This is a genomic window from Nonomuraea sp. JJY05 (genome assembly GCF_043496855.1).
Taxonomy (GTDB): Bacteria; Actinomycetota; Actinomycetes; order Streptosporangiales; family Streptosporangiaceae; genus Nonomuraea.
Map to the genome: position 1 here is coordinate 118,022 of NZ_JBIEIS010000010.1, position 25,604 is coordinate 143,625.

Annotated in this window: 24 protein-coding genes, 1 tRNA gene and 1 riboswitch; of the genes, 15 read left to right on the plus strand and 10 right to left on the minus strand. The window is 69.3% G+C overall.

Annotated features, from left to right (window positions below; all coding sequences use genetic code 11):
• Positions 1–2 precede the first annotated feature (2 nt).
• A complete protein-coding gene (locus tag ACFKCF_RS17405) occupies positions 3–743 on the minus strand; it encodes a DUF3662 and FHA domain-containing protein (RefSeq protein ID WP_090946111.1) in 741 nt (246 codons plus the stop codon).
• A 199-nt stretch (positions 744–942) separates the two neighbouring features.
• Between ACFKCF_RS17405 and ACFKCF_RS17410 the strand changes: the two genes are divergently transcribed.
• A tRNA-Leu gene (locus ACFKCF_RS17410) sits at positions 943–1,025 on the plus strand.
• Between the two features lie 326 nt (positions 1,026–1,351).
• Here ACFKCF_RS17410 and ACFKCF_RS17415 read toward each other — a convergent pair.
• A complete protein-coding gene (locus tag ACFKCF_RS17415; RefSeq protein ID WP_394494724.1) occupies positions 1,352–2,374 on the minus strand; it encodes a hemolysin family protein in 1,023 nt (340 codons plus the stop codon).
• Positions 2,371–3,720: a hemolysin family protein gene (locus ACFKCF_RS17420; protein WP_394494726.1), complete on the minus strand. Its 1,350-nt coding sequence runs from the start codon at positions 3,718–3,720 to the stop codon at positions 2,371–2,373. Before ACFKCF_RS17420 ends, ACFKCF_RS17415 begins: the two co-directional genes overlap by 4 nt.
• 241 nt (positions 3,721–3,961) lie before the next feature.
• On the opposite strand from ACFKCF_RS17420, the gene ACFKCF_RS17425 reads away from it, so the two are divergent.
• On the plus strand, positions 3,962–5,254 hold the full coding sequence (locus ACFKCF_RS17425) for an LCP family protein (RefSeq protein WP_394494727.1): 1,293 nt from the start codon (positions 3,962–3,964) through the stop codon (positions 5,252–5,254).
• Between the two features lie 7 nt (positions 5,255–5,261).
• Here ACFKCF_RS17425 and ACFKCF_RS17430 read toward each other — a convergent pair whose 3' ends face one another.
• Positions 5,262–5,918 carry a GPP34 family phosphoprotein gene (locus tag ACFKCF_RS17430; RefSeq protein ID WP_394494728.1) on the minus strand — a complete coding sequence of 219 codons (657 nt, stop codon included), beginning with the start codon at positions 5,916–5,918 and terminating at the stop codon, positions 5,262–5,264.
• 23 nt (positions 5,919–5,941) lie between these two features.
• Between ACFKCF_RS17430 and ACFKCF_RS17435 the strand changes: the two genes are divergently transcribed.
• The 5 genes from ACFKCF_RS17435 (at position 5,942) to ACFKCF_RS17455 (ending at position 10,021) form a co-directional block, all read left to right on the plus strand.
• A complete protein-coding gene (locus ACFKCF_RS17435) occupies positions 5,942–6,547 on the plus strand; it encodes a TenA family protein (protein WP_394494729.1) in 606 nt (201 codons plus the stop codon).
• A 46-nt stretch (positions 6,548–6,593) separates the two neighbouring features.
• A complete protein-coding gene (locus ACFKCF_RS17440; protein WP_394494730.1) occupies positions 6,594–7,472 on the plus strand; it encodes an Fpg/Nei family DNA glycosylase in 879 nt (292 codons plus the stop codon).
• A 5-nt stretch (positions 7,473–7,477) separates the two neighbouring features.
• Entirely contained in the window at positions 7,478–7,888 is a 411-nt protein-coding gene (locus ACFKCF_RS17445; RefSeq protein ID WP_394494732.1) for a winged helix-turn-helix transcriptional regulator, read from the plus strand.
• Complete coding sequence (locus tag ACFKCF_RS17450) at positions 7,885–8,208, plus strand: rhodanese-like domain-containing protein (RefSeq protein ID WP_185069715.1); 324 nt, start codon at positions 7,885–7,887, stop codon at positions 8,206–8,208. The genes ACFKCF_RS17445 and ACFKCF_RS17450 overlap by 4 nt, the downstream gene beginning before the upstream one ends.
• 378 nt (positions 8,209–8,586) lie before the next feature.
• Positions 8,587–8,699, plus strand: a riboswitch (TPP riboswitch).
• The gene (locus ACFKCF_RS17455) at positions 8,690–10,021 is read left to right on the plus strand and encodes a purine-cytosine permease family protein (protein WP_394494733.1); all 1,332 of its coding nucleotides are present in this window, start codon (positions 8,690–8,692) and stop codon (positions 10,019–10,021) included. Its footprint overlaps the riboswitch before it by 10 nt.
• Here the strand turns inward: ACFKCF_RS17455 and ACFKCF_RS17460 are convergent.
• The gene (locus tag ACFKCF_RS17460; RefSeq protein ID WP_394494735.1) at positions 9,978–10,559 is read right to left on the minus strand and encodes a methylated-DNA--[protein]-cysteine S-methyltransferase; all 582 of its coding nucleotides are present in this window, start codon (positions 10,557–10,559) and stop codon (positions 9,978–9,980) included. The two genes, ACFKCF_RS17455 and ACFKCF_RS17460, sit on opposite strands and share 44 nt — an antisense overlap.
• A 93-nt stretch (positions 10,560–10,652) precedes the next feature.
• On the opposite strand from ACFKCF_RS17460, the gene ACFKCF_RS17465 reads away from it, so the two are divergent.
• Together ACFKCF_RS17465 and ACFKCF_RS17470 are read left to right on the plus strand one after the other, a co-directional pair.
• Positions 10,653–12,497: an ATP-binding protein gene (locus ACFKCF_RS17465; RefSeq protein ID WP_394494737.1), complete on the plus strand. Its 1,845-nt coding sequence runs from the start codon at positions 10,653–10,655 to the stop codon at positions 12,495–12,497.
• 176 nt (positions 12,498–12,673) lie between these two features.
• Positions 12,674–13,105: an ATP-binding protein gene (locus ACFKCF_RS17470; protein ID WP_394494738.1), complete on the plus strand. Its 432-nt coding sequence runs from the start codon at positions 12,674–12,676 to the stop codon at positions 13,103–13,105.
• Here ACFKCF_RS17470 and ACFKCF_RS17475 read toward each other — a convergent pair.
• The 3 genes from ACFKCF_RS17475 to ACFKCF_RS17485 form a co-directional block, all read right to left on the minus strand.
• The gene (locus tag ACFKCF_RS17475) at positions 13,089–13,730 is read right to left on the minus strand and encodes a YidC/Oxa1 family membrane protein insertase (protein WP_394494740.1); all 642 of its coding nucleotides are present in this window, start codon (positions 13,728–13,730) and stop codon (positions 13,089–13,091) included. The genes ACFKCF_RS17470 and ACFKCF_RS17475 overlap by 17 nt on opposite strands.
• Positions 13,731–13,807: 77 nt before the next feature.
• Complete coding sequence (locus tag ACFKCF_RS17480) at positions 13,808–14,008, minus strand: DUF6412 domain-containing protein (protein ID WP_394494742.1); 201 nt, start codon at positions 14,006–14,008, stop codon at positions 13,808–13,810.
• Positions 14,005–14,178, minus strand: a complete 174-nt coding sequence (locus ACFKCF_RS17485) for a hypothetical protein (protein WP_394494744.1) — start codon at positions 14,176–14,178, stop codon at positions 14,005–14,007. Before ACFKCF_RS17485 ends, ACFKCF_RS17480 begins: the two co-directional genes overlap by 4 nt.
• A gap of 94 nt (positions 14,179–14,272) precedes the next feature.
• On the opposite strand from ACFKCF_RS17485, the gene ACFKCF_RS17490 reads away from it, so the two are divergent.
• Both ACFKCF_RS17490 and ACFKCF_RS17495 read left to right on the plus strand, forming a co-directional pair.
• The gene (locus tag ACFKCF_RS17490; protein WP_394494745.1) at positions 14,273–14,971 is read left to right on the plus strand and encodes a response regulator transcription factor; all 699 of its coding nucleotides are present in this window, start codon (positions 14,273–14,275) and stop codon (positions 14,969–14,971) included.
• Positions 14,971–16,074, plus strand: coding sequence for a sensor histidine kinase (locus tag ACFKCF_RS17495; protein ID WP_394494746.1), 1,104 nt, complete (start codon positions 14,971–14,973; stop codon positions 16,072–16,074). Before ACFKCF_RS17490 ends, ACFKCF_RS17495 begins: the two co-directional genes overlap by 1 nt.
• Positions 16,075–16,092: 18 nt before the next feature.
• Here ACFKCF_RS17495 and ACFKCF_RS17500 read toward each other — a convergent pair whose 3' ends face one another.
• On the minus strand, positions 16,093–16,572 hold the full coding sequence (locus tag ACFKCF_RS17500; protein WP_394494747.1) for a hypothetical protein: 480 nt from the start codon (positions 16,570–16,572) through the stop codon (positions 16,093–16,095).
• Positions 16,573–16,690: 118 nt separating this feature from the next.
• Between ACFKCF_RS17500 and ACFKCF_RS17505 the strand changes: the two genes are divergently transcribed.
• The 3 genes from ACFKCF_RS17505 (at position 16,691) to mptB (ending at position 20,803) form a co-directional block, all read left to right on the plus strand.
• The gene (locus ACFKCF_RS17505; protein WP_185069723.1) at positions 16,691–17,038 is read left to right on the plus strand and encodes an STAS domain-containing protein; all 348 of its coding nucleotides are present in this window, start codon (positions 16,691–16,693) and stop codon (positions 17,036–17,038) included.
• Between the two features lie 823 nt (positions 17,039–17,861).
• Positions 17,862–18,599 carry a glycosyltransferase family 2 protein gene (locus ACFKCF_RS17510; protein ID WP_394494748.1) on the plus strand — a complete coding sequence of 246 codons (738 nt, stop codon included), beginning with the start codon at positions 17,862–17,864 and terminating at the stop codon, positions 18,597–18,599.
• Positions 18,600–18,754: 155 nt separating this feature from the next.
• Positions 18,755–20,803: a polyprenol phosphomannose-dependent alpha 1,6 mannosyltransferase MptB gene (gene mptB / locus ACFKCF_RS17515; RefSeq protein WP_394494749.1), complete on the plus strand. Its 2,049-nt coding sequence runs from the start codon at positions 18,755–18,757 to the stop codon at positions 20,801–20,803.
• Between the two features lie 526 nt (positions 20,804–21,329).
• Here mptB and ACFKCF_RS17520 read toward each other — a convergent pair.
• Entirely contained in the window at positions 21,330–23,762 is a 2,433-nt protein-coding gene (locus ACFKCF_RS17520) for a hypothetical protein (protein WP_394494751.1), read from the minus strand.
• Between the two features lie 633 nt (positions 23,763–24,395).
• Between ACFKCF_RS17520 and ACFKCF_RS17525 the strand changes: the two genes are divergently transcribed.
• Positions 24,396–25,586: a glycosyltransferase 87 family protein gene (locus tag ACFKCF_RS17525; protein WP_394494752.1), complete on the plus strand. Its 1,191-nt coding sequence runs from the start codon at positions 24,396–24,398 to the stop codon at positions 25,584–25,586.
• The last annotated feature ends 18 nt before the right edge of the window (positions 25,587–25,604 follow it).

Below are 25,604 nucleotides of genomic sequence, written 5' to 3' on the forward strand. Positions count from 1 at the left end.
CCCTAATCGCGCCGGAACACCAGGGTCGTACGCCCCAACGTCACTCGCGTGCCGTTCTGGAGCTCGATCCTGCGTACCGGCTGGCCGTTGACGAAAGTGCCGTTGGTGGATCCGAGATCGACGAGGACCACCAACTGGCCCTCGACCCGCAACTCCGCGTGGTGTCGCGAGACACCCGGATCGACCAGACGAAGATCGCAGTCGGTGCCCCTGCCGAGCAAGGTCACCGGAGTGGTGAGCTCGTAGGAACGGTCGCCCTGCGGGTCGTCCTGGGTGGAGACGAGCAGCCTGGGCCGCCCGTTGAACGCGTTCGGCCTCGACGGAGGCAGGTCGCTCGCCGGCTGGCGAATCTCGTCCTGCTCGACCGTCGCGCCGCGGATGACGCCGGACCTGATGCGGAACAGCCCCACAGCCAGATCGCCGGCGGTCTCGAAGCGGACCCGGACCGGTCCCACAAAGGAGTAGCCCTGTTCCTTGGCGTACTCCCTGGCGAGGTTGGCCAGCTCGTGACTGATGCTGTCGGCGTAGACCTCAAGCCGTTCGCTGTCGGTCGTGGACAGCTCAACCACGAAGTCGTTGGGCACGAGCGTGCGACCTTGAGCGACGATCGCCGCACGCTCATCCATCTCCCGCTGAACCGCGCTGGCGACCTCGACCGGCTGAAGGTCAGATTTGAACGCCCGCGCAAAGGCCCCCTCAACCAAGCCTTCGAGCCTTCGCTCGAAGCGCTGAAGGACTCCCACCGGGTACCTCCCTTCCTCCGTGCATATGATCGCGGCCCCCAGACGCGTCCGGCGCCCGGTTTCCGCTCGTTCCACGTGACGGCATCCCTGGCGCTCGTCGGCTGTCGCGCCCAGCTCCTCCGCTCCCGTGTCTTATGCGATCGTATCCGGGTTCAGTACCAGTGGCTGTTCCGTGCTAGTGTTCTTTCCGCACCCACAAGGGCGGGTGGCGGAACGGCAGACGCGCACGGTTCAGGTCCGTGTGTCCGAAAGGACGTGAGGGTTCAAATCCCTCCTCGCCCACCTCGGTGACTGGGGACTCCTGGTCGCAAGCCTTTCAGGCTTGCTCCCTCGGGTCCCCTCGTCATTTCTCCCGGGGGATGACCCCCAGACCCCCAGCGTTTTCCGGGGGAGGTCCCCCGGACCCCCCTATCCGGGAGTGGGCTCCCGGACCCTCCATCGTCGCGCCTGCGGTCTTCTGTCATGGCAGACCCACATTGGCGAAGTGTTTGCTGGATCGCAAGAGGGGCTGTCTCTCTTTTCAAGAACCTGTTGGTAACGGGCGTGCCGTGTTTTGACGGTACGCCCGTTTGGTTGCAACCTGCTTTCGGGTGGCTTGTCGGTGTGTTTTACGTCACAGTCGCCAAGGTTCTGGTGTCCAGGAGTTCGCCCAGGAGGTCTGTGAGGCTCACCATGCCGATGACCTCACCGGCCTGAGCAGTCACCAGGACCAGGTGGGCTCTGGCCTCCTGCAGGGCCGTCACCGCCTCTGGGACCTGGGTCACGCAGGGGAGCTTCGGCAGCGGGCGGCACAGGTCTTCCGCCTTGCTTGCCGGCCGCAGGAGGGCGTCTCTGGCGTGGAGGGCGCCTCTTACGTCGCCCGGGGTGCCTACCAGGAGTCTGAGGTGGCCGCTTCTTGCCGCTGCTTCCTTGATCTCTGCCGCGTTCGCCTGGGGTGGGACCATCACCGCCTTGCTTATCGGGATCATCAGGCGTTCTATGCCTTCGTCGTCCAGGCGGAGGGCGCGGGTCAGGAGGTCGTGTTCGTCGCGGTCCAGGAGGCCCATGCGGCCCGACTCTCCCACCAGCATGGCCAGCTGGCGGGGGGTTCGGGTCGTGGCCAGCTCGTCCCTGGGCTGGACGCCGAACAGGCGCAGGATGAGGTTGGTCAGGCCGTTCAGGGTCGACAGGAGCGGGCGCATGACCCAGGTGAAGGCGCGGAAGGGGACGGTCAGCAGCAGGGCCGAGCGTTCCGGGTGGGTCAGGGCCCACGACTTCGGCGCCATCTCGCCCACCACCATGTGGAGGAAGGTCACCAGGGCCAGGGCGATCGTCAGCGCGATGGGCATGCGCAGGCCCTCCGGGACGCCGAGGGCGGCGAAGACCGGCTCCAGGGTGTGCTCGATCGCGGGCTCCGTCACCTGGCCGAGGCCCAGCGTGCACAGCGTGATGCCCAGCTGGGCGCCCGCCAGCATGAGAGAAAGCTGCTTGGTGCCTCCGACCGCCGACCTGGCCGCCAGCCGGATGAGGCGGTTGTTGCGGGAGGCGATCTCCTCCAGGCGGTGGCGCCGGGCAGAGACGAAGGCGAATTCCGCGGCCACGAAGAGCGCGTTGAAGGCCAGCAGCGCGAGGCTGACGACGATCATGGTCATCGGGCCACCTCCGCGTGCTGGACGGGGGCCACACGGACCCACTCGGGCACTCTGCGGTTGAGAGATATCACGGTCAGTTCTGCCAGGTGTTCCTGTTCGTCCTCTGCGAAGGGGTCGGTGTCCTGTTCGATCGGCACCGTCACGGTGTCGCCCTCGTCGGGCATCCGGCCCAGCTTGGCCAGGACGAGGCCCGCGAGGGTGTCGTAGTCGTCGCTCTCCGGGAGCGCGACGCCCGTGGCGCGCTCGACCTCGTCCAGCCGAAGCCTGCCCGGGACCTCCCAGATGCCGCCCGGGTGCTCCACCACGCCGGCCGGCTCCGGGTCGTTCTCGTCGACCAGCTCGCCGACCAGCTCCTCGGCCAGGTCCTCGACCGTGATCACGCCGGCCAGGCCGCCGTACTCGTCGATGACGCAGGCGATGTCGTCCTTGGCCACGCGCATCCGGTCGAGCACGTTGGAAAGCGGGACCGAGTCCGGGACCAGCAGGGCCGGGCGGGTGATGCTCGCTATCTCGCCCTCCTGCAGACCCGATGAGAGGAACTCTCGTACGCCCGTCACGCCTGTGACGTCGCCGTCCTCGTTGATGACCGGGTAGCGGGAGTGGCCGCAGCTGCGCATGACCTCGATCAGGTCCGAGATGGGCTGTTCGGATCGCAGCACGACGACGCGCGGGCGGGGGACCATGATCTCCTCCGCCGTGCGGTCGCCGAACTCCAGGGCCCGTTCGAGCAGGTCGGAGAGTCTCGGCGGGAGTTCGCCCGCCATGGTGGACTCCTCGATGATGCGGGAGAGCTCCTCCGGAGTCGCGCCGTGCTCCACTTCCTCCACCGGCTCGATGCCCACGCGCCTGAGCAGGCCGGTCGCCGCCGAGTCGAACAGCTTGACCACCGGGCCCACCACGGCCAGGTAGACCAGGGTCGAGCCCGCCAGGAACTTGGCCACCGGCTCCGGTCTGGCGATGCCCAGGTTCTTGGGCGCGAGCTCGCCCAGGACCATCTGGACCACGGCCGCCACGAAGACGCCGATGGCGACCGAGAGTCCGGTGATCACGGTGTCGGACAGTCCGGTGTCCGCCAGCCATGGTCGTACGATCCTGGCGATCGCGGGCTCGGCCAGGAAGCCGACCAGCAGTGCGGTCACGGTGATGCCGAGCTGGGCGCCGGAGAGCATGAAGGAGAGGCGGGACGTCACCTGGAGCGCTTTTTCGGCGGCCTGGTCACCCGCCGCCGCCTGCTCGCGGAGCAGGGCGCGGTCGGCGGCTACGAAGGCGAACTCCTGAGCGACGAAGTAGCCGGTCGCCGCCGTGAGGAGGATGAGGGCCAGCAGGCCCAGATAGGCGCTCACCATGGTGAGCTCTCAGAGGAACCCGTGCCAGCGCACGGGCAAAGACTCCACGGGTCCGGAGCGGACACGATCTTCCCTTCGATAGAGGTCGTCCATAACCGTAACGATGCTGGTGGCATCTATGTTTCCGCGGTGACTCTTCCCTGGTTCCGCGTACTTTTCCATGGGAAAACCTTGGCCGAGTGTCTTCACTGGTGGGGGGTTCGACGTAGCGTTTATGACAAATCGAAGGGAAGAAGGCGAAGTGTCTGAGGACAACCGGACGCGGGCCATGCGCTCGCCGGGCGACGGCCGCCCGCTGCCGCCGAGGCCAGGTGACGGCCTGCGCGCCGGGGGTGCGCCCGCTCACCAGGTCCCGTCCGCGCCCGCCGGGGGGCCGGGTGCGCCCACGCACAAGCTGCCTGTGGCCCCGCAGTACCCCGAGCAGGGGTCAGGCGCCGCCTCTCCCGGGTCCGCCCCCGGCGAGCCGCCCCAGGGCCGTTCGCGCGTGTACGGCCGGGCTCGCTCCGGCAGCAGCCCGGCGGAGCCGCTGCGGTCGAGGCGCGGGCCCTCCGACCCGGACAAGCCCCGCAGGCGGGTGTCCGGCAGGACGATTCTGAAGATCGTCGCCGGGCTCCTGGTCGTGCTGCTGGTGGCGGCCGTGGGCATGTTCTTCTGGATCAACTCCCGGATCGCCGGCATCGACGGCGTGCTCGAGGACTATCAGGGCCGTCCCGCCGACACTCCCGGCACCAACTGGCTGCTCGTCGGCTCCGACAGCCGCAAGGGCCTGTCGGCCGCCGAGCGCAAGAAGCTCGCCACGGGCAGGGCGACCGGCGGGAACCGTACGGACTCGATGATGCTGCTGCACATCCCCGAGGGCAGCGACAAGCCGACGCTGGTCAGCCTTCCCCGCGACCTGGCCGTCGACATCCCGGGCAAGAAGCGCGACAAGCTCAACGCCGCCTACAACGGCGGGCCGCAGCTGCTGGCCCGCACCGTGGAGTCGGTCACGGGCGTGCACATCGACCACTACATGGAGATCGGGTTCGCCGGGTTCGTCGGCATCGTGGACGCCATCGGAGGCGTCGAGATCAACGTACGGGCCGCCGTGGACGACCCGAAGGCCGGGCTCAAGCTGAAGAAGGGCACGCAGGTGCTCAACGGCGCCCAGGCCCTGGGTTACGTACGGACCAGAAAGGGCGGCGCGCTGCCCGACTTCGAGCGGACCAAGCGGCAGCGGCAGTTCCTGGGCGCGGTCGTGAAGAAGGCGGCCAGCCCCGGAGTGCTGATCAACCCGTTCACGTCGATCCCGCTGGCGATGAGCGCCACCGACGCGGTCTCCGTCGACGGCGGCACGGGCGCCTTCGACCTGCTGTCGCTGGGGCTGGCGATGGGCGACAGCCCCGTGACGACGGTGGTGCCGTTCGGCGGCACCGAACGGCTCTCGGACGGCGGCGAGGCGATCAAGTCGGACCGGCCCAAGGCGCTGGCCCTCTTCAACGCCCTGAAGGAGGACAAGCCGGTGCCGAAGGACGTCATCGACACCGGCAACTAGGAGCGGCTCACCCGGTCGTGGAGGTCGTCGCGGCGACGGTCGCCGCGGTGACCGCCGCGATCATGGCCGAGTTGATGGCGGCGATGGTCTGGGCGACCGCGTCGGCCGTCCAGGCGCCCTCCGCGATCTCCTTGACGCGCTGCTTGCTCGCCTCGGGGAAGGCCTTGCGGTCGAGCTTGGCCGCGTGCGCGATGGCGATCAGGACGGCCGTGCGGGCGTCGGGGTCGGCGCCCGCCAGCGCGCTGATCACCCGGTCCCTGACCTCGGCCTCCACGTCAGGGTCGGCCTCCGGCCAGCGCGTCGTGGGGAAGATGCCGAGCACCTTGCCGCGCTGCTCGGTCAGCACGCCCGACTCCGCCAGCCTCGTGAGCAGGCGCTTGCGCAGCTTGGCCGACTGCAGCCGCTGGACCCACCAGGCCGGCTTGCGCTCCTTGCCCTCCTCTGCGATGCGGGCCAGCGTGGCGTCCAGCTCGGCGTCGCCGAGCGGGGACGCGTCCTTGACCGTCACCTTCTTGTCCGACAGCTCCAGCCGGTCGTTGACGGCCAGTTCGGCGAGGAGCGCGCCGGCGAGGGCCGGGTCCAGCTGGGTTCCGGCGACGAGCTGCGTGCCCTTCTCGTCGTTGTAGGCGAGCAGGAGGAGCTCCTCGGCGATCGTCACAGTCATGCTTCGACACTAACCTCCCAGCCATGACTGTCTCGGAGAAGTTGCACGCCGTCGGCCGCCCGCTGCTGCGGGCGCAGCTCGACCATCCGACCGTGGCCGGCATCGCGCGTGGCGACCTGCCCGAGCCGGTGTTCAGGTCGTGGCTGGAGCAGGACTACCTGTTCCTGCTCGACTACGTACGGGTGTTCGCGCGGCTGGCTTGGCAGGCGCCCGACGGGCATCTGGGTGACCTGGTGGACCTGGCGCACACCACGTACCACGACGAGTTGAGCCTGCACAGGTCGCTGTCGGCCGAGTTCGGCGCCGATCTGGAGGGGGCGGTGAAAGGGCCGGCGTGCGCGGCTTACACGGCGTTCCTGCTGGAGTCGGCGGCGTCGTATGGGGAGGGGTTGGCGGCGCTTTATCCGTGTATGTGGGGATATTCGAGTCTCGGGCAGATATTGGCGGAGAATCCGCCCGCTGAGCCGAGATATCGGGCGTGGGTGGACACGTACGCGGATCCGGCGTTCGCGGCGCTCACCGCCCGGATCGGACAGATGATCGACGAGGTCGGACCGGACCCGGCGCGGGCCGAGGAGCTGTTCGCCGAGGGGATGGCGCACGAGCTGGCCTTCTGGAGCGTGCCGTAGCCGTCCACAGGCTGTGGACGGCCGGACGCGCACGTACCCTGGGGACATGCCGGAACTTCCCGAAGTGGAGTCGCTCACCCATTTCCTGCGCGAGCGGGCCGTGGGCCGCACGGTCCTGGGGGTCGACGTGGTGGCCATCCAGGCGCTCAAGACGTTCGATCCGCCGGTGACCGCGCTCGGCGGGCTGACCATCACCGCCGTGGCGCGCCACGGCAAGTTCCTCGACCTCGACTGCGACGGCCTCCACCTGGTCATCCACCTGGCCCGGGCGGGGTGGCTGCGCTGGCGCGACGACCTGTCGGGAGCCAAGCCCGTACGTCCGGGCAAGAGCCCGCTCGCGGTACGGGTCCGGCTGGCGCCCGACGAGGAGGGGCTGGCGCCCGGCTTCGAGCTGACGGAGGCGGGGACGCAGAAGCGCCTGGCCGTCTATGTCACCAAAAATCCGGACGAGGTCCCCGGCATCGCCGCCCTCGGCCCCGACCCCCTCGACGAGTCCTTCACCGTCGAGGCGCTCAAGCGCATCGTGGGCGGCAACCGCATCCAGATCAAGGGGCTGCTGCGCGACCAGAAGATCGTCGCCGGCATCGGGAACGCGTACTCGGACGAGGTGCTGCACGCGGCGAAGATGTCCCCGTTCAAGATCGCGGCCACGCTGACGGACGCGCAGATCGCCGACCTGCACGAGGCCATCGTCACCACCCTGCAGGAGGCAGTGGAGCGGGCGCACGGGCTGGCGGCCAAGGACCTCAAGGCGGAGAAGAAGTCGGGACTGCGGGTCCACAACCGGGCCGGGCAGCCGTGCGACGTCTGCGGCGACACCATCCGCGAGGTGTCCTTCGCGGACTCCTCGCTGCAGTACTGCCCCACCTGCCAGACCGGCGGCAAGCCCCTCGCCGACCGCCGGCTGTCCCGCCTTCTCAAATGAGCCCGATGGAAGAAGACACCGTGGAACCGCTCGACGACTACGACGTGCGCCAGTGGGACACGCGCGAGGACTGCGAAGTGCGCCAGATCCTCGACCGCATCGCCGACAAGTGGTCGCTGCTCGTGATCGCCCTGCTCGACTGCCAGAGCCTGCGCTTCACCCAGCTCCGCCGTGAGATCGACGGTGTCAGCCAGCGCATGCTCAGCGTGACCCTGCGCCAGCTGGAGCGCGACGGCCTGGTCAGCCGCACGGTCCACCCCGTCGTGCCGCCCAGGGTGGACTACGCGCTCACGCCGCTCGGCCGTACTCTGCACGAGACCATCAAGTCCCTGGTCACCTGGACGGAGGCGCACCAGGAGGAGATCGCCGCGGCGCGTGCGGCCTACGACGCCAGGCGCGAGATGATGGAGTCATGACCGTTCCTGAGATAGAGGCCAGTGCCGTTCCCGCAGACGCTTACCTGCTCGACGTCCGCGAGCAGGACGAATGGGTCGCAGGGCACGCCCCGGAGGCCGTGCACATCCCCATGACGCAGATCCAGGGGCGGGTCGACGAGGTGCCCGGCGACCGCACGGTCTACGTCGTCTGCCGGGTGGGCGGCCGGTCCCTGCAGGTCGCGGCCTGGCTCAACCAGCTCGGGCGCGACGCCGTCAACGTGGGCGGCGGCATGCAGTCGTGGGAGTTCGCGCGCCGCCCGATGGTCAGCGAGACCGGGCAGCAGCCGTTCGTGGCGTAGCGGCCGGGCGCGCGACCGGTTGGGGGATGCTTCCGCTACTGCGTTCGGGAACGCACATCGCCCTGTGGGCAGACCTGTGGACAGCCTGTGTGAACTTGCGCCGGGGACCTGCCCGTGCTGTGGATGACGTGTGGACAAGCTGTGGATACAGCGCGGCGACATCTCACGTGCTGGAATGCGGCTCGGGAAGAAGCTGCAGGTCAGGGCGTCGGGTGAGGAGATTCCCGTAAGACACAGGCTGTGGACGGCGAGAAGCCTGATGTCGTGGACGCCCGCGAACGCCTCTCGTCCTCCGTGGTCGCGCCGGCCGGTCTGGCAATTTGGCGTGGGAGTAGGGCATCATGGGGTCGCAAGCTGGGTTGATCCCAGCTTTGCCATACCTGTCAACGCGGGAGCTTGGGGCAACCAGGCTGAGAGGGCGACTGAGGCCGTCGCCGACCGCACGAACCTGTCCGGGTAATGCCGGCGTAGGGAGTGTGCGATGACGCATGTCGTCGACGAAGTTCCGCTGACCCTCGAAGGCAGGCCGCCGAAGACCCTGGGCGTGCTCGACCAGGGTGCGCTCTGGGCGAACCTCGGAGTCAGCCTCCTGGGCTTCTCCGGAGCGTTGCTCCTGCTCAATCCCCTGGGCAACGCTCCGCTCAGCCTGACCGCCGCGCTCCTGGCCACCGTGGTCGGCAGCCTGATCGGCACCGCCATGGTGGGCCTGTCGGCCGTCCCGGGCACCCAGACGGGACAGCCCGCGATGGTGCTGCTGCGGGGCCTGTTCGGGGCGCGGATCTCGTACGTTCCCACGGTGCTGAACATCGTCCAGATGCTCGGCTGGGCCGCGTTCGAGCTGTGGGTGATCGCCAAGGCGGCCAGCGCGATCTTCGGCGCCGTGCCGTACCAGGTGTGGGTGATCGCGGCGGGGGTGCTGACCACCGCGCTCACGATCTGGCCGCTCGGGTCGGTCAGGTTGCTGCGGCGGTACGTCACCATCGGCGTGATCGTGTCGATGGTGTGGTTCGCCTGGTTCTTCCTGACCAGGGCGCCCGCGCACACCGGGGGGTCCTGGACGGCGTTCGCCCCGGCGGTGGACTACGTGATCGCGCTGTCGGTGTCGTGGGTGCCGATGGCGGCCGACTTCGCCCGGCACTCCAGGTCGAGCAGGGCCGCGTTCACCGGCGTGGTCGGGGGCTACACGCTGGCGCAGGTGGCCTGCCTGGGCCTGGGCGTGTTCGCGGTGGCCATGGCGGGGGCGGACAGGGTGGCGGCCGACGGGACGTCGGTGTTCGGCCCGTTCGTGGCGGTGCCGCTGGGCGCGCTGTTCTTCGCGATCCTGGTGCTGCGCGAGACCGACCAGTCGTTCGCCAACGTCTACTCCACCACGGTCTCGCTGCAGAACCTGATGCCGCGGGTCGACCGGCGCCTGTTCTCCGTCGCCATCGGCGTGCTGAGCGTGACGATCGCCCTGGTCGTGGACGTCAACTCGTACGGGGCGTTCCTGGGGGTGATCGGGGCGGTGTTCGTGCCGATGTTCGCGGTGCTGGCCGTGGACTACTTCGTGCTCGGCGGCTCGCGGAGCTGGAACACCGCGGAGAACGCGCCCTCGCGCTGGTCGAGGCTGGTGCCGTGGGCCCTCGGCTTCGTGGCGTACTGGCTGACGACCTCCACGCCCACGGTCAAGCCATGGGACGACTTCTGGCAGGGGATCCGCGACGCCATCGGCTTCACCCGGCAGCCGTGGATGAACGGAGCGCTCGGCGCGGCCATCGCCGCCGCGCTGATCACCCTGCTGATCGGCTGGTCGACGCGCGCTTTTCGACGTTGAGCAGGTGCTGCTTGGCGAGCGCGCCGCCCGCGTAGTCGCCGAGCGCGCCGTCCTCACGCACCACCCGGTGGCACGGCACGATCACGCACACGGGGTTGGAGGCCAGCGCGTTGCCGATCGCCCGCAGCGCGCGCGGCCTGCCGATGCTCGCGCCGATCTCCTCCAGCGTCGTGGTGGTGCCGTACTGGACCGCCATCGTCTTCTGCAGCACCGTGCGGGCGAAGGAGGTCGCCAGGGTCAGGTCGACGGGCGTGGTGAACGCGCGCAGGCGGCCGGAGAAGTAGGCGTCCAGCTCCCTGCGCACCGGGTCGAGCCGGCGCGGGTCCGGCCCGATGAACGTGCCCACGTGCCTCGTGACCAGCTCGAACACGGCGTTTTCCGGCTCGAAGCTGCACGCCGCGATGCCCTTGCCGGTGACCGCGAGCACCAGCCGGCCGACGGCCCCGTCATAGGTGCCGAACGCGATGTCAGGATGGGTTTCACCTCGATAGGTGCTGGAGGTCACGCGCAACAGGGCATCGAGGTCGCCGCTCGACATGCCACCAGCCTCCCGCAGCCGAGAATCACCGTGCCCGCAGCGTATCGGACGGATCGCCCGACGCACTCACCACGCCACGTGCACTATGGAGGAGTGGGGGACGAATGGGCCGGTAGTGACGACGAGATAGCTCGCGCTGCCCTCGCCGGTTCGCCCAACGCCGTCGTGGTCGTCGACCGTGATCAGAGCGTTCTGGTCTGGAACGAGGCGGCAGAGCGGCTGTTCGGGTGGACGGCGGAGGAGATGCTCGGGCGCCGGGCGCCGATCGTGCCGGGCGAGCTGACCGCTGAGCACAACGCCGTGCTCGAACGCGTGCGCACCGGCGGCCAGGTGTCGGTCCGCACCAAGCGCTTACGCGACGACGGGACCCTGCTCGACGTGCGCGTCGACATCAGCGCGCTGCGCCTGGGCAGCGCCGTGGCCGGATATGTCTGCGTGCACCACCTCGCGCGGGCCGACCAGGTGGCCAAGGACCGCATGGCGCGCCGGGCCAGGCTGGTGCGCCGGCTCACCGACGTGGTCGGCGACATCAACTCCGAGCTGGAGCTGTCGGCCGTGCTCGACCGGATCTCGGCCAGCCTCACGGAGCTCACCGGGGCGGACGCGGGCGGGTTCGTGCTGATCGAGGGTGACCGGTTACGGCTGGTCAGCACGTACCAGCTGCCGGAGGCCATCAGGGGCACCACCACGGACCTGCGCACGAGCCTCGTCGACAAGCTCTTACGCACCGGCAAGACCGTCATGCTGGAGTCGAATGGGCTCGAGGACCTGGTGTGGGCCCGGCTGAAGGGGCTGCACACGATCGCGCTGGGCCTGGCCGCCGTCGGAGGGCGCCCGTACGGGGCCCTGTACGCGCTGTTCGCCCAGAGCACACCCGGACACCTCGAACTGGAGCTGCTGGAGCTCCTGGCGGGCCACGCGGGCATCGCCGTCGGCAACGCGGTTGCCTACCAGGAGGCGGTGCGGCAGCGGGCGCACGAGCAGGCCGTCTTCGACGCCAGCGCCGACGGCATCGCCGTGCTCGACGGGTCGGGGCGGGTCGTCCGCTGGAACCCCGCCGCCGCCGAGCTCACCGCGTTCCCGGCCGAGGCCGTCATCGGCGGGCCGCCGCCGTTCCCGCTGCCCAAGCCGGGCGAGAAGGTCACGTTCCAGATGGAGACCGGGCGGTGGCTGGACGTGGTGAGCGCGCAGATCGAGGAGACCGGCGAGGTGGTCATCGACTTCCGCGACGTGACCACGGCCAAGGAACTCGAGGAGGCCAAGGACCTGTTCCTGGCCACGACCAGCCACGAACTGCGGACGCCGATCACGATCGTGCGCGGGTTCGCCAGCACGCTCGACCGGCGTTGGGACAAGATGAGCGACCCCGAACGCCGCTCTGCCGTGCACACGATCGCCGAGCGGTCCAGGTCGCTGGGCGAGCTCATGGACCACCTGCTGCTCGGGGCCAGGGCGGGCGCCGACGAGCTCAAGGTGCGGATCGAGGAGTTCGACCTGGCGGAGCGGATCGACGCGGCCACGCTCGGGCTGCCGGCGCTGTCGGACAAGCACCGGGTCGAGGTGGTCATCCAGGACGGGCTGCCGAACGTCCTGGGGGACGCGCTGGCCACGGACATCGTGCTGGGGCAGCTGCTGGAGAACGCGTTCAAGTACTCGCCCAAGGGCGGCTTGATCAGCGTGGAGGCCTGGCCCGAGGCCGACAACGTCGTCGTGGTGGTGGACGATGAAGGGGTCGGTATCGCACCGACTGACCGAGAACGGATCTTTGAGAGGTTCGTCCAGGTGGACAGCGGCGACCGGAGACGGTTTGGTGGAGTGGGGCTCGGTCTCTACATAGTCCGCAGCCTCGCCAGAGCCCAAGGCGGAGACGTGAGCGCGCATCCGAGACCCGGAGGCGGCACACGAATGCGCCTCGAGTTGAGAGCATCCGGGGGCTAGTTTCACTATCGGATCCGACACACCGAGGCGGTAACGAGGTGGTCACAGTTGAGCTGATCTATCGTCCAATGTGTACAAGCTGTGATCGAGATGCGGTTTCTGGGATCGAGTAACGGGGCATTTCGGTCGTACCGGGGAGTGTTCCCGCGGGGGGCACAGGGAACGGGGAGGTGGGTGTGTCAAGCGTGGTGCTGCTGCCGTACGCGCCGTCCAGCGTCGCCGTCGCCCGCCAGCGCCTCAGCACTGAGCTGCAGGACAGCGGGGTTTTTTCGGCGGCGATCGACGACGCGGTGCTCGTGGTGAGCGAGCTGCTGAGCAACGCGCTGAGGCACGCGCATCCCCTTCCGTCGGGGATGGTGAGAGTGGCGTGGCTGCGGAGTGACGATCACATCGAAGTGGCGGTGAGCGACGGGGGTGCGGCGACCGAGCCGCGCGCGGGCCGCCCGACCCTGTCGTCGCTCGGGGGCCGGGGACTCGGCATCGTGGAGTATGTGGCGGAGAGCTGGGGGGTCCGGCACGACGGCGACACGACCACGGTGTGGGCCATCCTGCCCGCCCCTCGTGCGTCGATGAACGGGCAGGTCACAGCCCTCAGAGAGGCCGGCTAGCCAGCACCGCCCGCTCGGTCGTGGCCCATGCCGTCGACACGAGCAGGTAGAGCCCGGCCGCGAGCGGCATCACCAGCGTGGCCAGCACGGAGCCGTACGGCATCAACGGCAGGAGCCGTCTCATCCAGTCCGGCTGGTCGTCGGTCACCTTGACGTTCCTGGCGGAGAACCAGGCCACCACCACGGCCAGCGCGATGACCAATACAAAGACCAAAACCGGCACGCTGACCAGACCGAAATTGGCCACTACCCCGGCGACCTGCTGGCCCAGCGGAGCGCCGAAAAGGGTCTGGCCGGCCAGGGCGGTCGGATGCGTGGCCACCCGGAACATCAGCCACATGAACGGAAGCTGCGCCAGCATCGGCAAGAACCCGGCGAACGGCGAAGTGCCCTCCTTGGCGAAGAGCGCGGAGGTCTCCCTGGCCAGGCGCTCGGGGTTGCGCGCGTGGCGCTTCTGCAACTCCTGCAGCTTGGGGGCGAGCCGCTGGCGGATCTTCATGGTCCGGGACTGGCGGACGTTCAGGGGCAGCAGCAGGAGGCGTACGGCCAGGGTGAACAGCACGATGCCCAGCGCGGCGCTGCCCCCGGACATGCTGACGACGAACGTGACAAGAGAATCGATCATGAGCCCTACTTGGAGTGAGATGAGGGAAAGGGCTCACTCGTACGAGGAGCCCCGCTTGACGATGAAGCGGGGCTTGCCTAAGGGGCTCGTGGACGCGAGCGACCCGCCGCGTCAGGGTCGCGCTGCCGCTGGAAGGCCGTACGGCGCGCATAACTCAGCGGAAAGCTCGGCGGCTCCCCACTGAGGATGGGCAGGAGCGTGGCTGCCCACGTGGCCAGCAGCAGGATCGCCAGCATGGTGATCCCGACCAGCCACGGGTCGAACAGGAAGAACGTCAATGCGATCGGGAGGACTTGCCCACCACGGCGACCGCGACGAAGACGAGCAGAGCGATCACCCCGATGATCAGAGCGATCTTGATCAGGCCGACCAGCATCGGCAACAGGAAATTGAACAGCACGAAGAGACCCAGCAGGGTCCCCAGCACGAGCATCACAACTCTACCCATGCAGCCACCGTACGTCCTCCGGACATGATCCGCGAGGCTTACGAAGCAATGACGTACATGACACTTACCTGTTCCTCGGCCGTACCGTGAAGTCGTGAACACGCGCATCCTGGTGGTCGATGATGATCCGACCGTTTCCGAGGTCGTCGCTCGCTATCTGGAGCGCGACGGTCACGAGGTCGAGTGCGTCGGCGACGGGGTGGAGGCGCTGCGCCGGGCGCTGGCCCATCCGCCCGACCTCATGGTGCTGGACCTGATGCTGCCCAAGCTCGACGGGCTGCAGGTGTGCAGGAAGCTCAGGGAGCGCTGGCCCGTACCGGTGATCATGCTGACCGCACTCGGTGAGGAGATCGACCGGGTGGTCGGGTTGGAGACGGGGGCCGACGACTACGTCACCAAGCCGTTCAGCCCGCGGGAGCTCGCGCTGCGCGTGCAGTCGGTGCTGCGGCGGGCGCGGGGGGCGTCCGTGACCGGCGGCACCGGGGTGCTGCGCGACGGGGATCTGGTGGTGGACGTGGGGGCTCACGAGGTTCGGTTGCGGGGGGACGAGGTGCTGCTGACGGCGCGGGAGTTCGATCTGCTGGCGCACCTCATGCGCAATCCGCGGCAGGCCTTCAGCCGCTCCGCGCTGCTGAACCAGGTGTGGGGGTGGTCGTTCGGCGACTCCTCCACCGTGACCGTGCATGTCAGGCGGCTGCGGGAGAAGATCGAACCGGATCCGACCGAGCCCCGGAGGATTGTCACGGTGTGGGGGGTCGGATACCGGTATGAGCCGATGGAGGGCGGTTCCTGATGCCACAGCCCGGTGATCTGCCCATGGTCGTGGCGGTGGCGGCCGGGCTCGGGCTCGTGGCGGCGCTGCTGGGCATCGGGGCGATGTGGCGGCTGCGCACCAGGTCCATCGGAGTGATGATGGCCGTGGTCGTGGTGGTCGCCGTGGCGGCCACGCTGGCCGGGGTCGTGGCGATCATCATGAAGATGATCATCGAGGGTCCGGTCAAGGACTTCGTCCTGAGTGTGGTGGCCGTGGGCGGGCTGGTGGGGCTCGGGGTGGCGTTCGTGCTGGCCAGGCGGGTGGTCGCGGAGAGCCGGCGGCTGGTGGCCGCCGTGCGCGCCGTGCCGTTCACCGCGCCCCGGGGGCTGCCGGCCGAGCTCCAGACCATCGCGAACACCCTGGAGGAGGCGTACGCGCGGGAACGGGCCCTCGAAGGGGCGCGGCGGGAGCTCGTCGCCTGGGTGAGCCACGATCTCCGTACGCCGCTGGCCGGGATGCGGGCCATGGTCGAGGCGCTGGAGGACGGGGTGGTGGCCGATCCGGTCACGGTCGCGCGCTACCACGGGCAGATCAAGCTGGAGGTGGAGCGGCTCTCGGCGATGGTGGACGACCTGTTCGAGCTGTCACGGATCCACGCGGGGGCGCTGCGGCTGTCGCGTTCGCGCATCGGGCTGGCCGACCTCGTGGCCGACACCGTCGCCGGGGCCGAGCCGCTCGCCCGGGCCAAGGGGGTGGTCCTCACGGCCGAGGCGTCGGCGTCCCTGCCGGTGGAGGCCGACGCGGGGGCGCTGGGGCGGGCCCTGCGCAACCTCGTGGTCAACGCCATCCGGCACACGCCGTCGGACCGGACCGTGGTGCTGCGGGCCGGGGTGGATGAGGAGGGGATGGCTTGTCTGTCGGTCGCGGACTGCTGCGGGGGCATTCCTGAGGAGGACCTGCCCCGGGTGTTCGAGGTCGCCTTCCGGGGGGAGGCCGCTCGTACGCCCACTGCTGACGGCGGGGCCGGCCTGGGGCTCGCCATCGCGCAAGGGATCGTGGAGGCGCACGACGGCATGATCGGGGTGGTCAACGACGGGCCGGGGTGCCGGTTCGAGATCCGGCTCCCCCTGGTCACCAGCTGACCGCCCCCTCGACGCCGCTCAGGCGCTTTCGGGGAGCTCCGGCTCCGCCGTATCCCTGGAGGTGCCGAACGACTCCGACATCGCGCGAAATGTCGGGCAGGGCCAGCGCCACATGCAGCTCCGGCACCGCAGGATCGGATGGGCGGCGTCGCTGGTGATGCCTCCCGCGTCCCTGGGCTGATGAAGATCGAGCAACCTCAGCCCGAGCTCCAGGAACCTGAGCAGATCCGCCCGGGCACCGCCCAGGAAGTCGAGATCCTCGATCGCGAGCCGGGTGCGGATGGGGACGTAGCCTTCGCGGTTCACCAGGCTGCGGAGGCGTTCTGCTTCGTCATGCCATGACGTGGCCTTCTCCGTGCGGATGAGGATGTTCTCCAGGCGCTCTCGGAGCCCTTGACGCTGAGGGTCTTCAGGTTTTTCTGCTTTCATCGTCGCGGGACCCGTCTGTCGTGCCCCAGCCCCTCCTTCGCCATGAAGCCGTGCTGTGTCCGGTGTCACGCTGTCAAGCTTCGCGTACTCTCCGTTTCCATGGAGCCCAAACGGAGGACAAAAACCTGTGGTTGCCCTATCGGCGTGACAACGTGACCGGAAGCCTCCGCGCCGCTAGCCTGCCCATGTGGAGCTCAAGGTCTCGACTCGATCACATGCCGGGTGCGCACTGGTTGCCATCACCGGGGAAATCGACCTCTATACGGCGCCTCACCTGCAGTCCGAGTTCACTCGGCTGCTGCAGGAAGGGCCCAGCCGAGTGGTCATCGACATGTCCGCCGTGGATTTCTGCGACTCCACGGGGATGAACGTCCTGCTGTCTGCGCTCAAGCGGATGAAGGAGCAGGGAGGGGCGCTCGACGTGGCCGCCCCACGCCCTGCGGTCCGCAAGATTCTGCAGGTCACCGGGCTCGACTCGGTGTTCACCGTGTACGACGAGGTGCCGCAGGAGTTCCTCATAACCGAGGGCTCATGACGGGATCCGTGCTCGGATCCGAGGACGTACAGAGCGGGGTCGCCTCGACCCTGGCCGCAGGGGCGGCGCGCTGGACGGCGGCGCCGCTACTCGCGCATGCAGCACACCGGACGCGTGCGCCGCACTCTGAGGCCGGGTCAGGCAGGATCGCGGCAACGCGACCCGAGGACCCGCCACCGGGCACGACCTCGCGACCTGCGGACATGCGGCGCAGGACTCTGGCAGCGCGACCTGAGGGCGGGTCATGCCGGACCTCGGCAACGCGACCTGAGGACCCACCGCGCAGCGCCGCAGCACCGCCTCCTGAGGACGCGTCACCGTCGCGCGGGACACCAGCGCCGCGGCCTGCCGAGACGTCCTGCGTGACGGCAATGCTTCGGTCCGCACATGGGACATGGACGCGCAGGACGGCAGCGCCCCAGCCCGCGCATGAGACGTCAAGCGCGGCAGCGGTGCCGCAGTGGTCCCTGCATGCGCCCCGGCATCAGGTCTCGCATGAGGTCGTGAACGCGACTCTGCTTGCTGCACGAGGGGTGAACGCCACCTTGCGCGGCACATTGCAGTCGCCTGACAACGTGCGGTGCTGCCGCTGCCGTACCGACCGTGGCTGGAACGTCGGCTACGGTGGCAATAACGGCCCGAGCCGGGTTGCGGGCCACGGCCCGAGTCGGGTCACGGGCCACGGCGCGAGTCGGGTTGCGGGTCACGGCCCGGGTCGAGTCGCGGGCCACGGCCCGAACCCTGACCCTGAGGCTGATCCTGGCCTCGACCTCGGCACTCGGCTGAGGAGGAACGGAAGCGTCGTGTGCGGAGGTGACGCTCGGTGAGCAGCAGCGGCGACACAGCGGTCATCATCCCGGCCGCCAACGAAGCCGACCGCATCGCGGCCACCGTCAAGGCTGCCGCGGCCCTGCCCGGCGTGGACCTGGTCGTGGTCGTGGACGACGGTTCGAGGGACCAGACCGGCAGGGTGGCCCGCGCGGCCGGCGCCAGGGTGGTGCGCCACAGCCGCAACAGGGGCAAGGCCGCCGCGATGGAGACCGGCGCGGAGGCCGTCCGTCTCCTCGACGAGGACGTCGCCACCCCCCGCCACCTGCTCTTCCTCGACGCCGACCTGGGCGAGACGGCTCACGCCGCCGCACCCCTCATCGAGCCCGTACGCGAGGCCAAGGCCGACATGACCATCGCGGTCTTCACGACGAGGGTGAAGCTGGGCGGCCACGGCCTGGTCGTACGCCTGTCGAAGGAAGGCATCCGCCGGGCCACCGGCTTCGATCCCGCCCAGCCGCTCAACGGCCAGCGCTGCCTCACCAGAGCTGCTTTCGAGGCGGCCCGTCCGCTGGCGCACGGGTTCGGGGTGGAGACGGCGCTGACGATCGACCTGCTCCACAAGGGTTACCGGATCGTGGAGGTCGAGGTCGACATGGCCCACCGTGCCACGGGGACGGACTGGCGAGCCCAGCTTCATCGAGCGATCCAACTCCGGGACGTGGCCCTCGCCCTCGCCACTCGAGAGCCGCTTATCGCCCAAAACCTCAACAAAATCCGCCCCAATCGCTGACCATCTCCACACCTGGCAACGACCACAAGGCCGCTTCCCCCTTCAGACCGGGTAGCGGCCTTCCTCATCCACAGGCACCCCCGCCCGACCCCCGGTTATCCACAGGCAGGTCCCGTCCGGCGGAAGCCCCCTCGCGAGTGTGCTGGAATTTGCCGGTGACTTCGGAGAAGCGGCACGAAAAGGCACGGGGCAGGCTCGCAGGGCTGGCCACGGCGGCGATCGGCGCCTCGATCCTGCTGACGATCACCATAGGCCTCCTCGGCCCATCCCCGATGGTGCCCGCGCTGACCGGCCCCAGCTGGCAGCCGCCGTACTCTCTCGACGTCCACCCGAACCCTTACCTGGTGATCGCCCTCGCCGCCGCCGCGATCACCCTGGGCGGCCTCGGCCTCCTGACCGCCCTCATCCTGACCCGCCCCCCAAACCTCCCCCAAGCCCCCACCGCCACCCCTGATGCCATCTACACCCCCAATGCCACCACCCCCTATGCCACCACTACCCGCGCCGCCACCATCACTGCCGACTCCACCACCGCCCAGGACTCCACCACCACCCCCACTGCCACCCCCGATAGCCGACCATCCACCAGCCCGCAGCACACCACCTCCCAACAGACAACTCCGACGCAGCCAGATGGGCCGCAGCCACCCGCGGCAGGGGAAGACCGACCTCGGACCAACACGACGGGGCCGGATGTGCCGCCAACGGCCGCGCCCAGCAAGCGTGGGCCGGTGCCGAGCAAGCGTTGGGCACTGCCGAACGCCCGACTCCTCGTCCTGATCGGCTGCGCAGCCGCCGCGATCCTGGCGTTCCTGCCGCCATCCGGCTCCGGCGACCACCTCAACTACGCCGCCTACGGCCGCATGGTGACACTGGGCCTCAGCCCGTACACCCATGGCGCGGTGGACCTGCCGGGCGACCCCATCGCGGACGCGGTCGAGGAGCCGTGGCGCGAGGAGCCGAGCGTGTACGGCCCGGTGGCCACGGCTGTACAAGCGGCGGCGAGCTGGATCGGCGGCGACTCTCTCCGCCTGACGATATTCGTGCTGGCCCTGTTGAATGCCGCCGCGTTCATAGCGACGGGCCTCCTCATCGACCGTTTCACCAGACACGACCCGACCAGGCGCCTGCGCGCCGCACTCCTGTGGACGGCCAACCCCCTCCTGCTCTACCAGCTGGTGGCAGGAATGCACGTGGACACCCTCGCCATCGCCTGCATGGTCGCCGCCCTCCTGGCCAGAAGCCGCCCTACAGGTTCCGGCGTCCTGCTCGGGCTGGGAGTGGCGATCAAGGTCAATGCCGGCCTGGTGGCTCTCGGCCCCGCCTGGGAGCTACGACGCCGCCCCGCCCGCCTGGCCCTCATGGCGGGCTGCGCACTCGCCGTAGTGGTCATCGGGTACGCGATCGTCGGACCGGAAGCGATCGCCCCCATGACGCGCACCAGCAAGTCGATCTCCCACGCTTCTTTCTGGAAGCTCGTCCAGGGCTGGCTCCAGTCCATCGTCGGCACAGGCAGTGCCTACCGAGGGGAGATCCAGATCGGCTCACTCCTGGTGCTCGCACTCATCGCCTGGTCCCTACTCCGCCTGGCCTCCCGCTCCCGCCAACCCGGCCTCCCTCCAGCACCCACACCGAGCAACGAGCCACCCCCCTTCCGCCCGAACGGGCCTGGCCGCCCCTCGACCACCGCCCCGGAGAGCGGAACGAGCAACGGTCCGGGAAGTGGGACAAGTAACGGCGGAGAACACTGGGCAGCTGGGACAGGCGGCTCCGGCCGGGCCTGCCCGAGGCCAGATAACCGCCGCCGAGCACAGTCACGGTTGAGCCGCTGGGCGGCGTCGCGTGGCGACGGCGGGCTTGAGGCACCGGTTGTGGCGGTCGGGCTGGTGGTCGCTTACGTGTTCGCCACGCCATACATCCTGCCTTGGTATGACGGACTGGCCCTCGGATTGCTGGCGCTGGTGACGGCCTCCGCAGTGGACGGGTTCGTGGTCGCCCACCTGCTGGTCCTGTCGTTGGCGTACCTCCCGGCCAGGGTGAACGGGCAGCCAGAGGATCTCGATTGGCTCAGGGAGGTGGTCCGGCCTCAACTCGCGTGGGCGCTGCTGGCCCTGACGGTGGCATTGGTCCTTTGGGCGTGGCGAACTGCCCGACGCGAACGCCTCCCATCAACGTCGGCTCGGGCCCGGCGCGTCGTGGCGTGAGCGCTGATCGTGCGGGCCTCGAGGGCCAGATTGAGCGCGCCTCCCTGCTCATTCATCCGCCGCAGTGGGATTGCGATTATCGACGTCGACCGGGCCTCCACCTCCCGGTGAGGCGCCGAGCACTGGCAAGCCCCGTTGACAGCAAACCCCCAGGACCACCCGCTACGACACAGCCGCCGTGGCGATCAGCAGACGAGCCCAAGGGCATCCGATCCGGCGTCGGACAGCACCGCCCCCTGCTCACCGGAGCGATGAGCAGGGCATCAGACCGTCCAGGCCGCACGGAAAGCCTGCGGGCGTGAGAAATCCCCGCCTTCGCATCCCCGATCCGGCATCCGCGACCCGGCATCCCGCGACCCGGCATCCCGCGACCCGGCATCCCGCGACCCGGCATCCCCGACCGCCGATCACGGATATGGATCACGGATCACGGACACGATCCATTGGCACCGGACGGGCGTGTACGCGGGCGACCGGAACGCTCAACACCGTTCGGGGCGTTCGGCTGAGCATGTGCCGCTCGCGCTCAGTCCGTAGGAACGGTGGTGAGTTGAAGGGCGCGGACGCAGGCGGCCAGGGTTAGCGGAACGGCCACTGTTAGGGCCATGGCGGGGATGGCGATGCCGGAGTCGTTCATGAGGAAGCCGACGAAAGCGCAGGTGAGTGCGCCGAACAGGCCGGCTCGGAGGGTGGGGGCCAGGCGGTAGGCCTGGCCGAGAGCGGAGGCGCCCCATCGCGAGGGGCGGTCGAGTACCAGGAACAAGAAGGCCAGTGCGACCAGCGAGAGGAGGGTCAGTGACCAGTTCCCGACGGTTACGCCGATCATGGCGCTGAACTTGCGCCCGACGACGGTCCACGCCTGGCCGTCGATGATCTGCTGGACGAAGTTGCCCAGGTGGGTGCGCTGGGTGTCGGGGCGCAGCCAGTCGAACACCGAGAGAGCGCCCACGAGCGCGGCCCCCACAAGGCCGACGAGCAGAAGTCTCAACAGCGATACGCGCTTGCCGGAAAGCAGGATGAGGAAGACCGCCAAGCCGATCACGAATGCCGGTACACCGCCGAAGTCGGCTCCCCACGAAGGCCACCCGTCCGCGAAGACCGCGAGTCCGCCGTACAAGGCGCACACCGCCACGACCACGACCCTGGACACACCTCTGCCGAGCAACCACTGGGCCACGCCCGCGAGTCCGAGGATGGTGCCTGTGGCGTAGACGGCGAAGGCGATGTTGCTGAAGCCGTAGAAGCGGCCCCCGGTCACGGGCTCGTAGCCGGTTACTGCGTTCACCTGGAGCTTGGAGCCGGTCATGACGTCGATGAGGAGTGCGAGAGAGGTGACGGCGGCGACCACGGTGAGGGGGCCCAGCACATGCGCCCGCCACGGACCGGCGAAGGCGAGGGCGGTGATCAGACCGGCGATGGCCACGATCGTCACGATCACCGACAGCATCGGTACGGGCAGGGTCCACCAGGACACCAGTTGGGCCAGGAACGTGGAGACCGGGATGGCTCCGCTGATCACCGCGACGATCTGGACAGATCTGAGGAGCTTGGAGGTGCTCGCGAAATCGCCACCCGGGGTGCCGAGGGCTGAGGCGCCTTCCTGGGTGATGGGTGAGGACTGGATGGGCCGGGGCTCGCTGGACGGGTGTTCGGCGGATGGGTCTTCGGTGGCCGAGGTGCCGCTGGGCGAGGGTTTGGCGGATGCAGGTTCAGTGATCGAAGGGTCGCCGGGCGAGAGTCTGGCCGACGGGTGTCCGGTGGGCGAGGGGTCGCTGGGCGAAGGTCCGGCGGACGGGTGGTGGGTGGGCGAGGGGTCGCTGGGTGACGGCTCGGCGGAGGGGAGTTGGGTGGCCGAGGGATCCGTGGGTGGGAGGTTGGTGGTGGCGGGTTCGGTGGGCGGGAAGTCGGTGGAGGAGGGCTGGGTGCCGGGAGGAGTGGGGGAAGCGGTGTCTCGGCGGCGGCGGAGGGCCAGGGCGGCGAAGGCGTAGAAGAGGAGCTGGACTGTCACGAGTACGGCGAAGAACGGGCCGCGCACTTCCCGGAGCACCTGGCTGGCCAGGTCACCGTCCGCCAGTTCCGCCACCGTTTCGGCCGGTGTGGTGGTGGTCGGACCGTTGGGTTGCCAGGAGCGGCCGACCACTTGGCGTGGGGCGGGGAGGCCCAGGAGCTGGACGGCGGTGGCGGTGAGGTCGGTGATGGTGACCAGGGCGTCCTGGCGGGTGGAGGTGGCCGTGAGGTAGCCGTGGTCGTAAGGCCGGCCGTCCGGCGACGGCCCCTTGGCGATCGCCACGTGGAGGTGGGCGGTCGGGGATACGTCCGAGACGCCTGCCACGAGGGTGGTGGTGTTGGAAGGCAGTTTGGCGATCAGGGCGCCGATCTGCTGGTCCGCCTTGGCCACGGCCGCCTGGCGGGCCGCGACCGGCAGCGGGGTGGGGACGCCGTACTCGTCCAGCGGCTGCGCGGTCCAGGCGGTTGCCAGGTCGGCGGCCTCCATGATGATCAGGTTGTACGGGGTCAGGTCGCCGGCGGCGTCAAGAGTGGGAGTGTATTTGGCGATATTTCCGGACTTGTCGGCACCGGCGAGTGCGGCGCCTGGGCCTATCGCGGCGACCTTGCCTCCGTTGTCCGTCACCAGCTGGCCCAGCGTGCCGAGTTGGGCGTCGAACCCGGTTTCGGACTGGTACGCGGTCAGGGTGGGCCAGTCCGGGATCTTGGCGGCTTCCCCGGTGAGCTGGGGGGCGGGGGGTTGGAGACAGCCCTTGCCTGCCGTACCGGCTCGCTGGCCTGCCGAGATGGTCAGCCAGCCAGCTGCGGGGCAGGTGATGCCGCGGTCCGGGGGTGGGACGGCTCGCGTGGAGAGGGAGGCGGAGGCGCCCTGGCTGATTAGGGCCCACAGGTTGGGGGTTCGGGATGGGTTGAGGTCGCTCCATTCCAGACCTGGCACGCCGATGAGGGCCACGCGGGCTTGATCGAGCCCTCGGGTTGATCGGTGGTCCTGCCGTGCAGCGGTGGTGGATGGGCTTTTGGCTGCTGCTCTGGTCTGCGCGCCCGGTGATGTGGTCGTGGCGGAGGCAGAGGACGGGGTCAGGCAAAGGCCGGCTGCGGCGGCCAGGCTGAGGGCGAGGCTTAGGGCGAGGGCGCGGAGAGTGCCCTTGTTCGCTCGGGTGGCGCGGACGCGCTTGGGTGCTCGTGCCTCGGGGGTGGGCTGGAGCACAGATCTGGCGGAGACGTGCACTGGCATGAGCCTGGTGGCCGCATAGGTGGCTGGGGTGTGGTGATTCGGCGTTGGCGCGTCGGGGTGCGTGGTGGCATGCCGGGCGGCGGTCGCGGCTGTGGTGGGAGTGGCGGCGTGCTGGACGGCGTCTGCGGCGGCATGCCGGGCGGCGTCTGCGGCTGCGTGAGTGGCAGCGTGGGCGGCCGTGCCCGTGGGGGGTTTTGAGCCGAGGGCTGGGGCGGCGTAATCGGCCGTGGGTGTGGTGGTGGGGGTGGGGTGTACGGGGTGGGCGCCGTCCCGACTGGGCGTGGCGTGTGGCATGTACGGACCCCCATTGTTTGCCCTCGATCAACAACAGCCACGGTAACGTGCCACATCGTGACAAGTGGCGAGGTGCGGGTGGTACGGCGGCAGTGGTGGGCGTGGGCGGTCGTGGTGCTCGTGGTCGCGGCGGCCGTGGCGCCCCTGGTGGTCATGTGGCTCACCAATGCGGACGACCAGCGGCTGGTTGACCTGGACGTTTACCGTACCGGGGGCCAGATGCTGCTCGAGGGCCGGCCGGTGTACGACTTTGTCACACCCGCCCCCCAGTTGTTGCCGTTCACGTATCCGCCCGTCGCGGCGATGTTGGCCGTGGCGCTGGCCGAGATGTCGTGGGGGACGGCCCAGTGGGTCTGGACGGCCGGGATATTCGCGGCGCTGGCCGTGACCGTGTGGCTGTCGTTCAGGCAGGCGCTCAGGAAGTACGTGCCCTGGGTGTTCTCGGTGCTCTTGGTGGCCTGCACCTACCTGATGCCGATCAGGGACCAGGTGCGGTTCGGGCAGGTGGACATTCTGCTGGTCGCATTGTGCCTGGCCGACTGCGTGGTGAAGCGGCCCTGGTGGCCCCGGGGGTTCCTGATCGGGCTGGCCACGGCCGTGAAGCTGACGCCGGGCGTCTTCCTGATTTATCTGCTGGTCACGCGGCAGTGGCGGACGTTCTTCATGGCGGCGTTCACGACGGCGGTGCTCACGCTGCTGCCGTTCGCGGTGATCCCGCGGGACGCGTCGCAGTTCTGGTTCTCGGCGCTGCTCGATCCGAACCGCCTCGGCTCGAACGCGGGCACCACCAACCAGTCGATCCGCGGCATGCTGATCCGGCTTTATCTGCCCGAGACGGCGACGTCCGCGATCTGGCTGGTGATCGTGGCGGTGGTCGGGTGGTACGGGTTCCGCGGCGCGCGGGACGCGTACCGGGCGAATGACCATCTCACCGCGGTCGCCCTCGTCGGGCTCATGGCCGTGCTGCTCTCGCCCGTCGCCTGGATCCACCACCTCGCCTGGGTGGTCGTGGTGCTCGGCGCGATCGTGGGCGACGGGCGCGATCCGGTCAGGCTGCGGGTGGCGGCTGGCGTGTGGCTCTATTACGTGCTGCCGATCCCCTGGTGGGGCGTCTCGTTGAAGGCGGCCGACATCCCGGGGGTCAGCCTGGTGCTGGGGAAGATCGTCCAGAACGGGTTCGGGCTCGGGGCGCTGGCCCTCGTGTGGTTGTTGGCGTCCTGGTTGCCGAAACGGCGTCGGATCGCATGACCGAGCCGTTACCCTCTG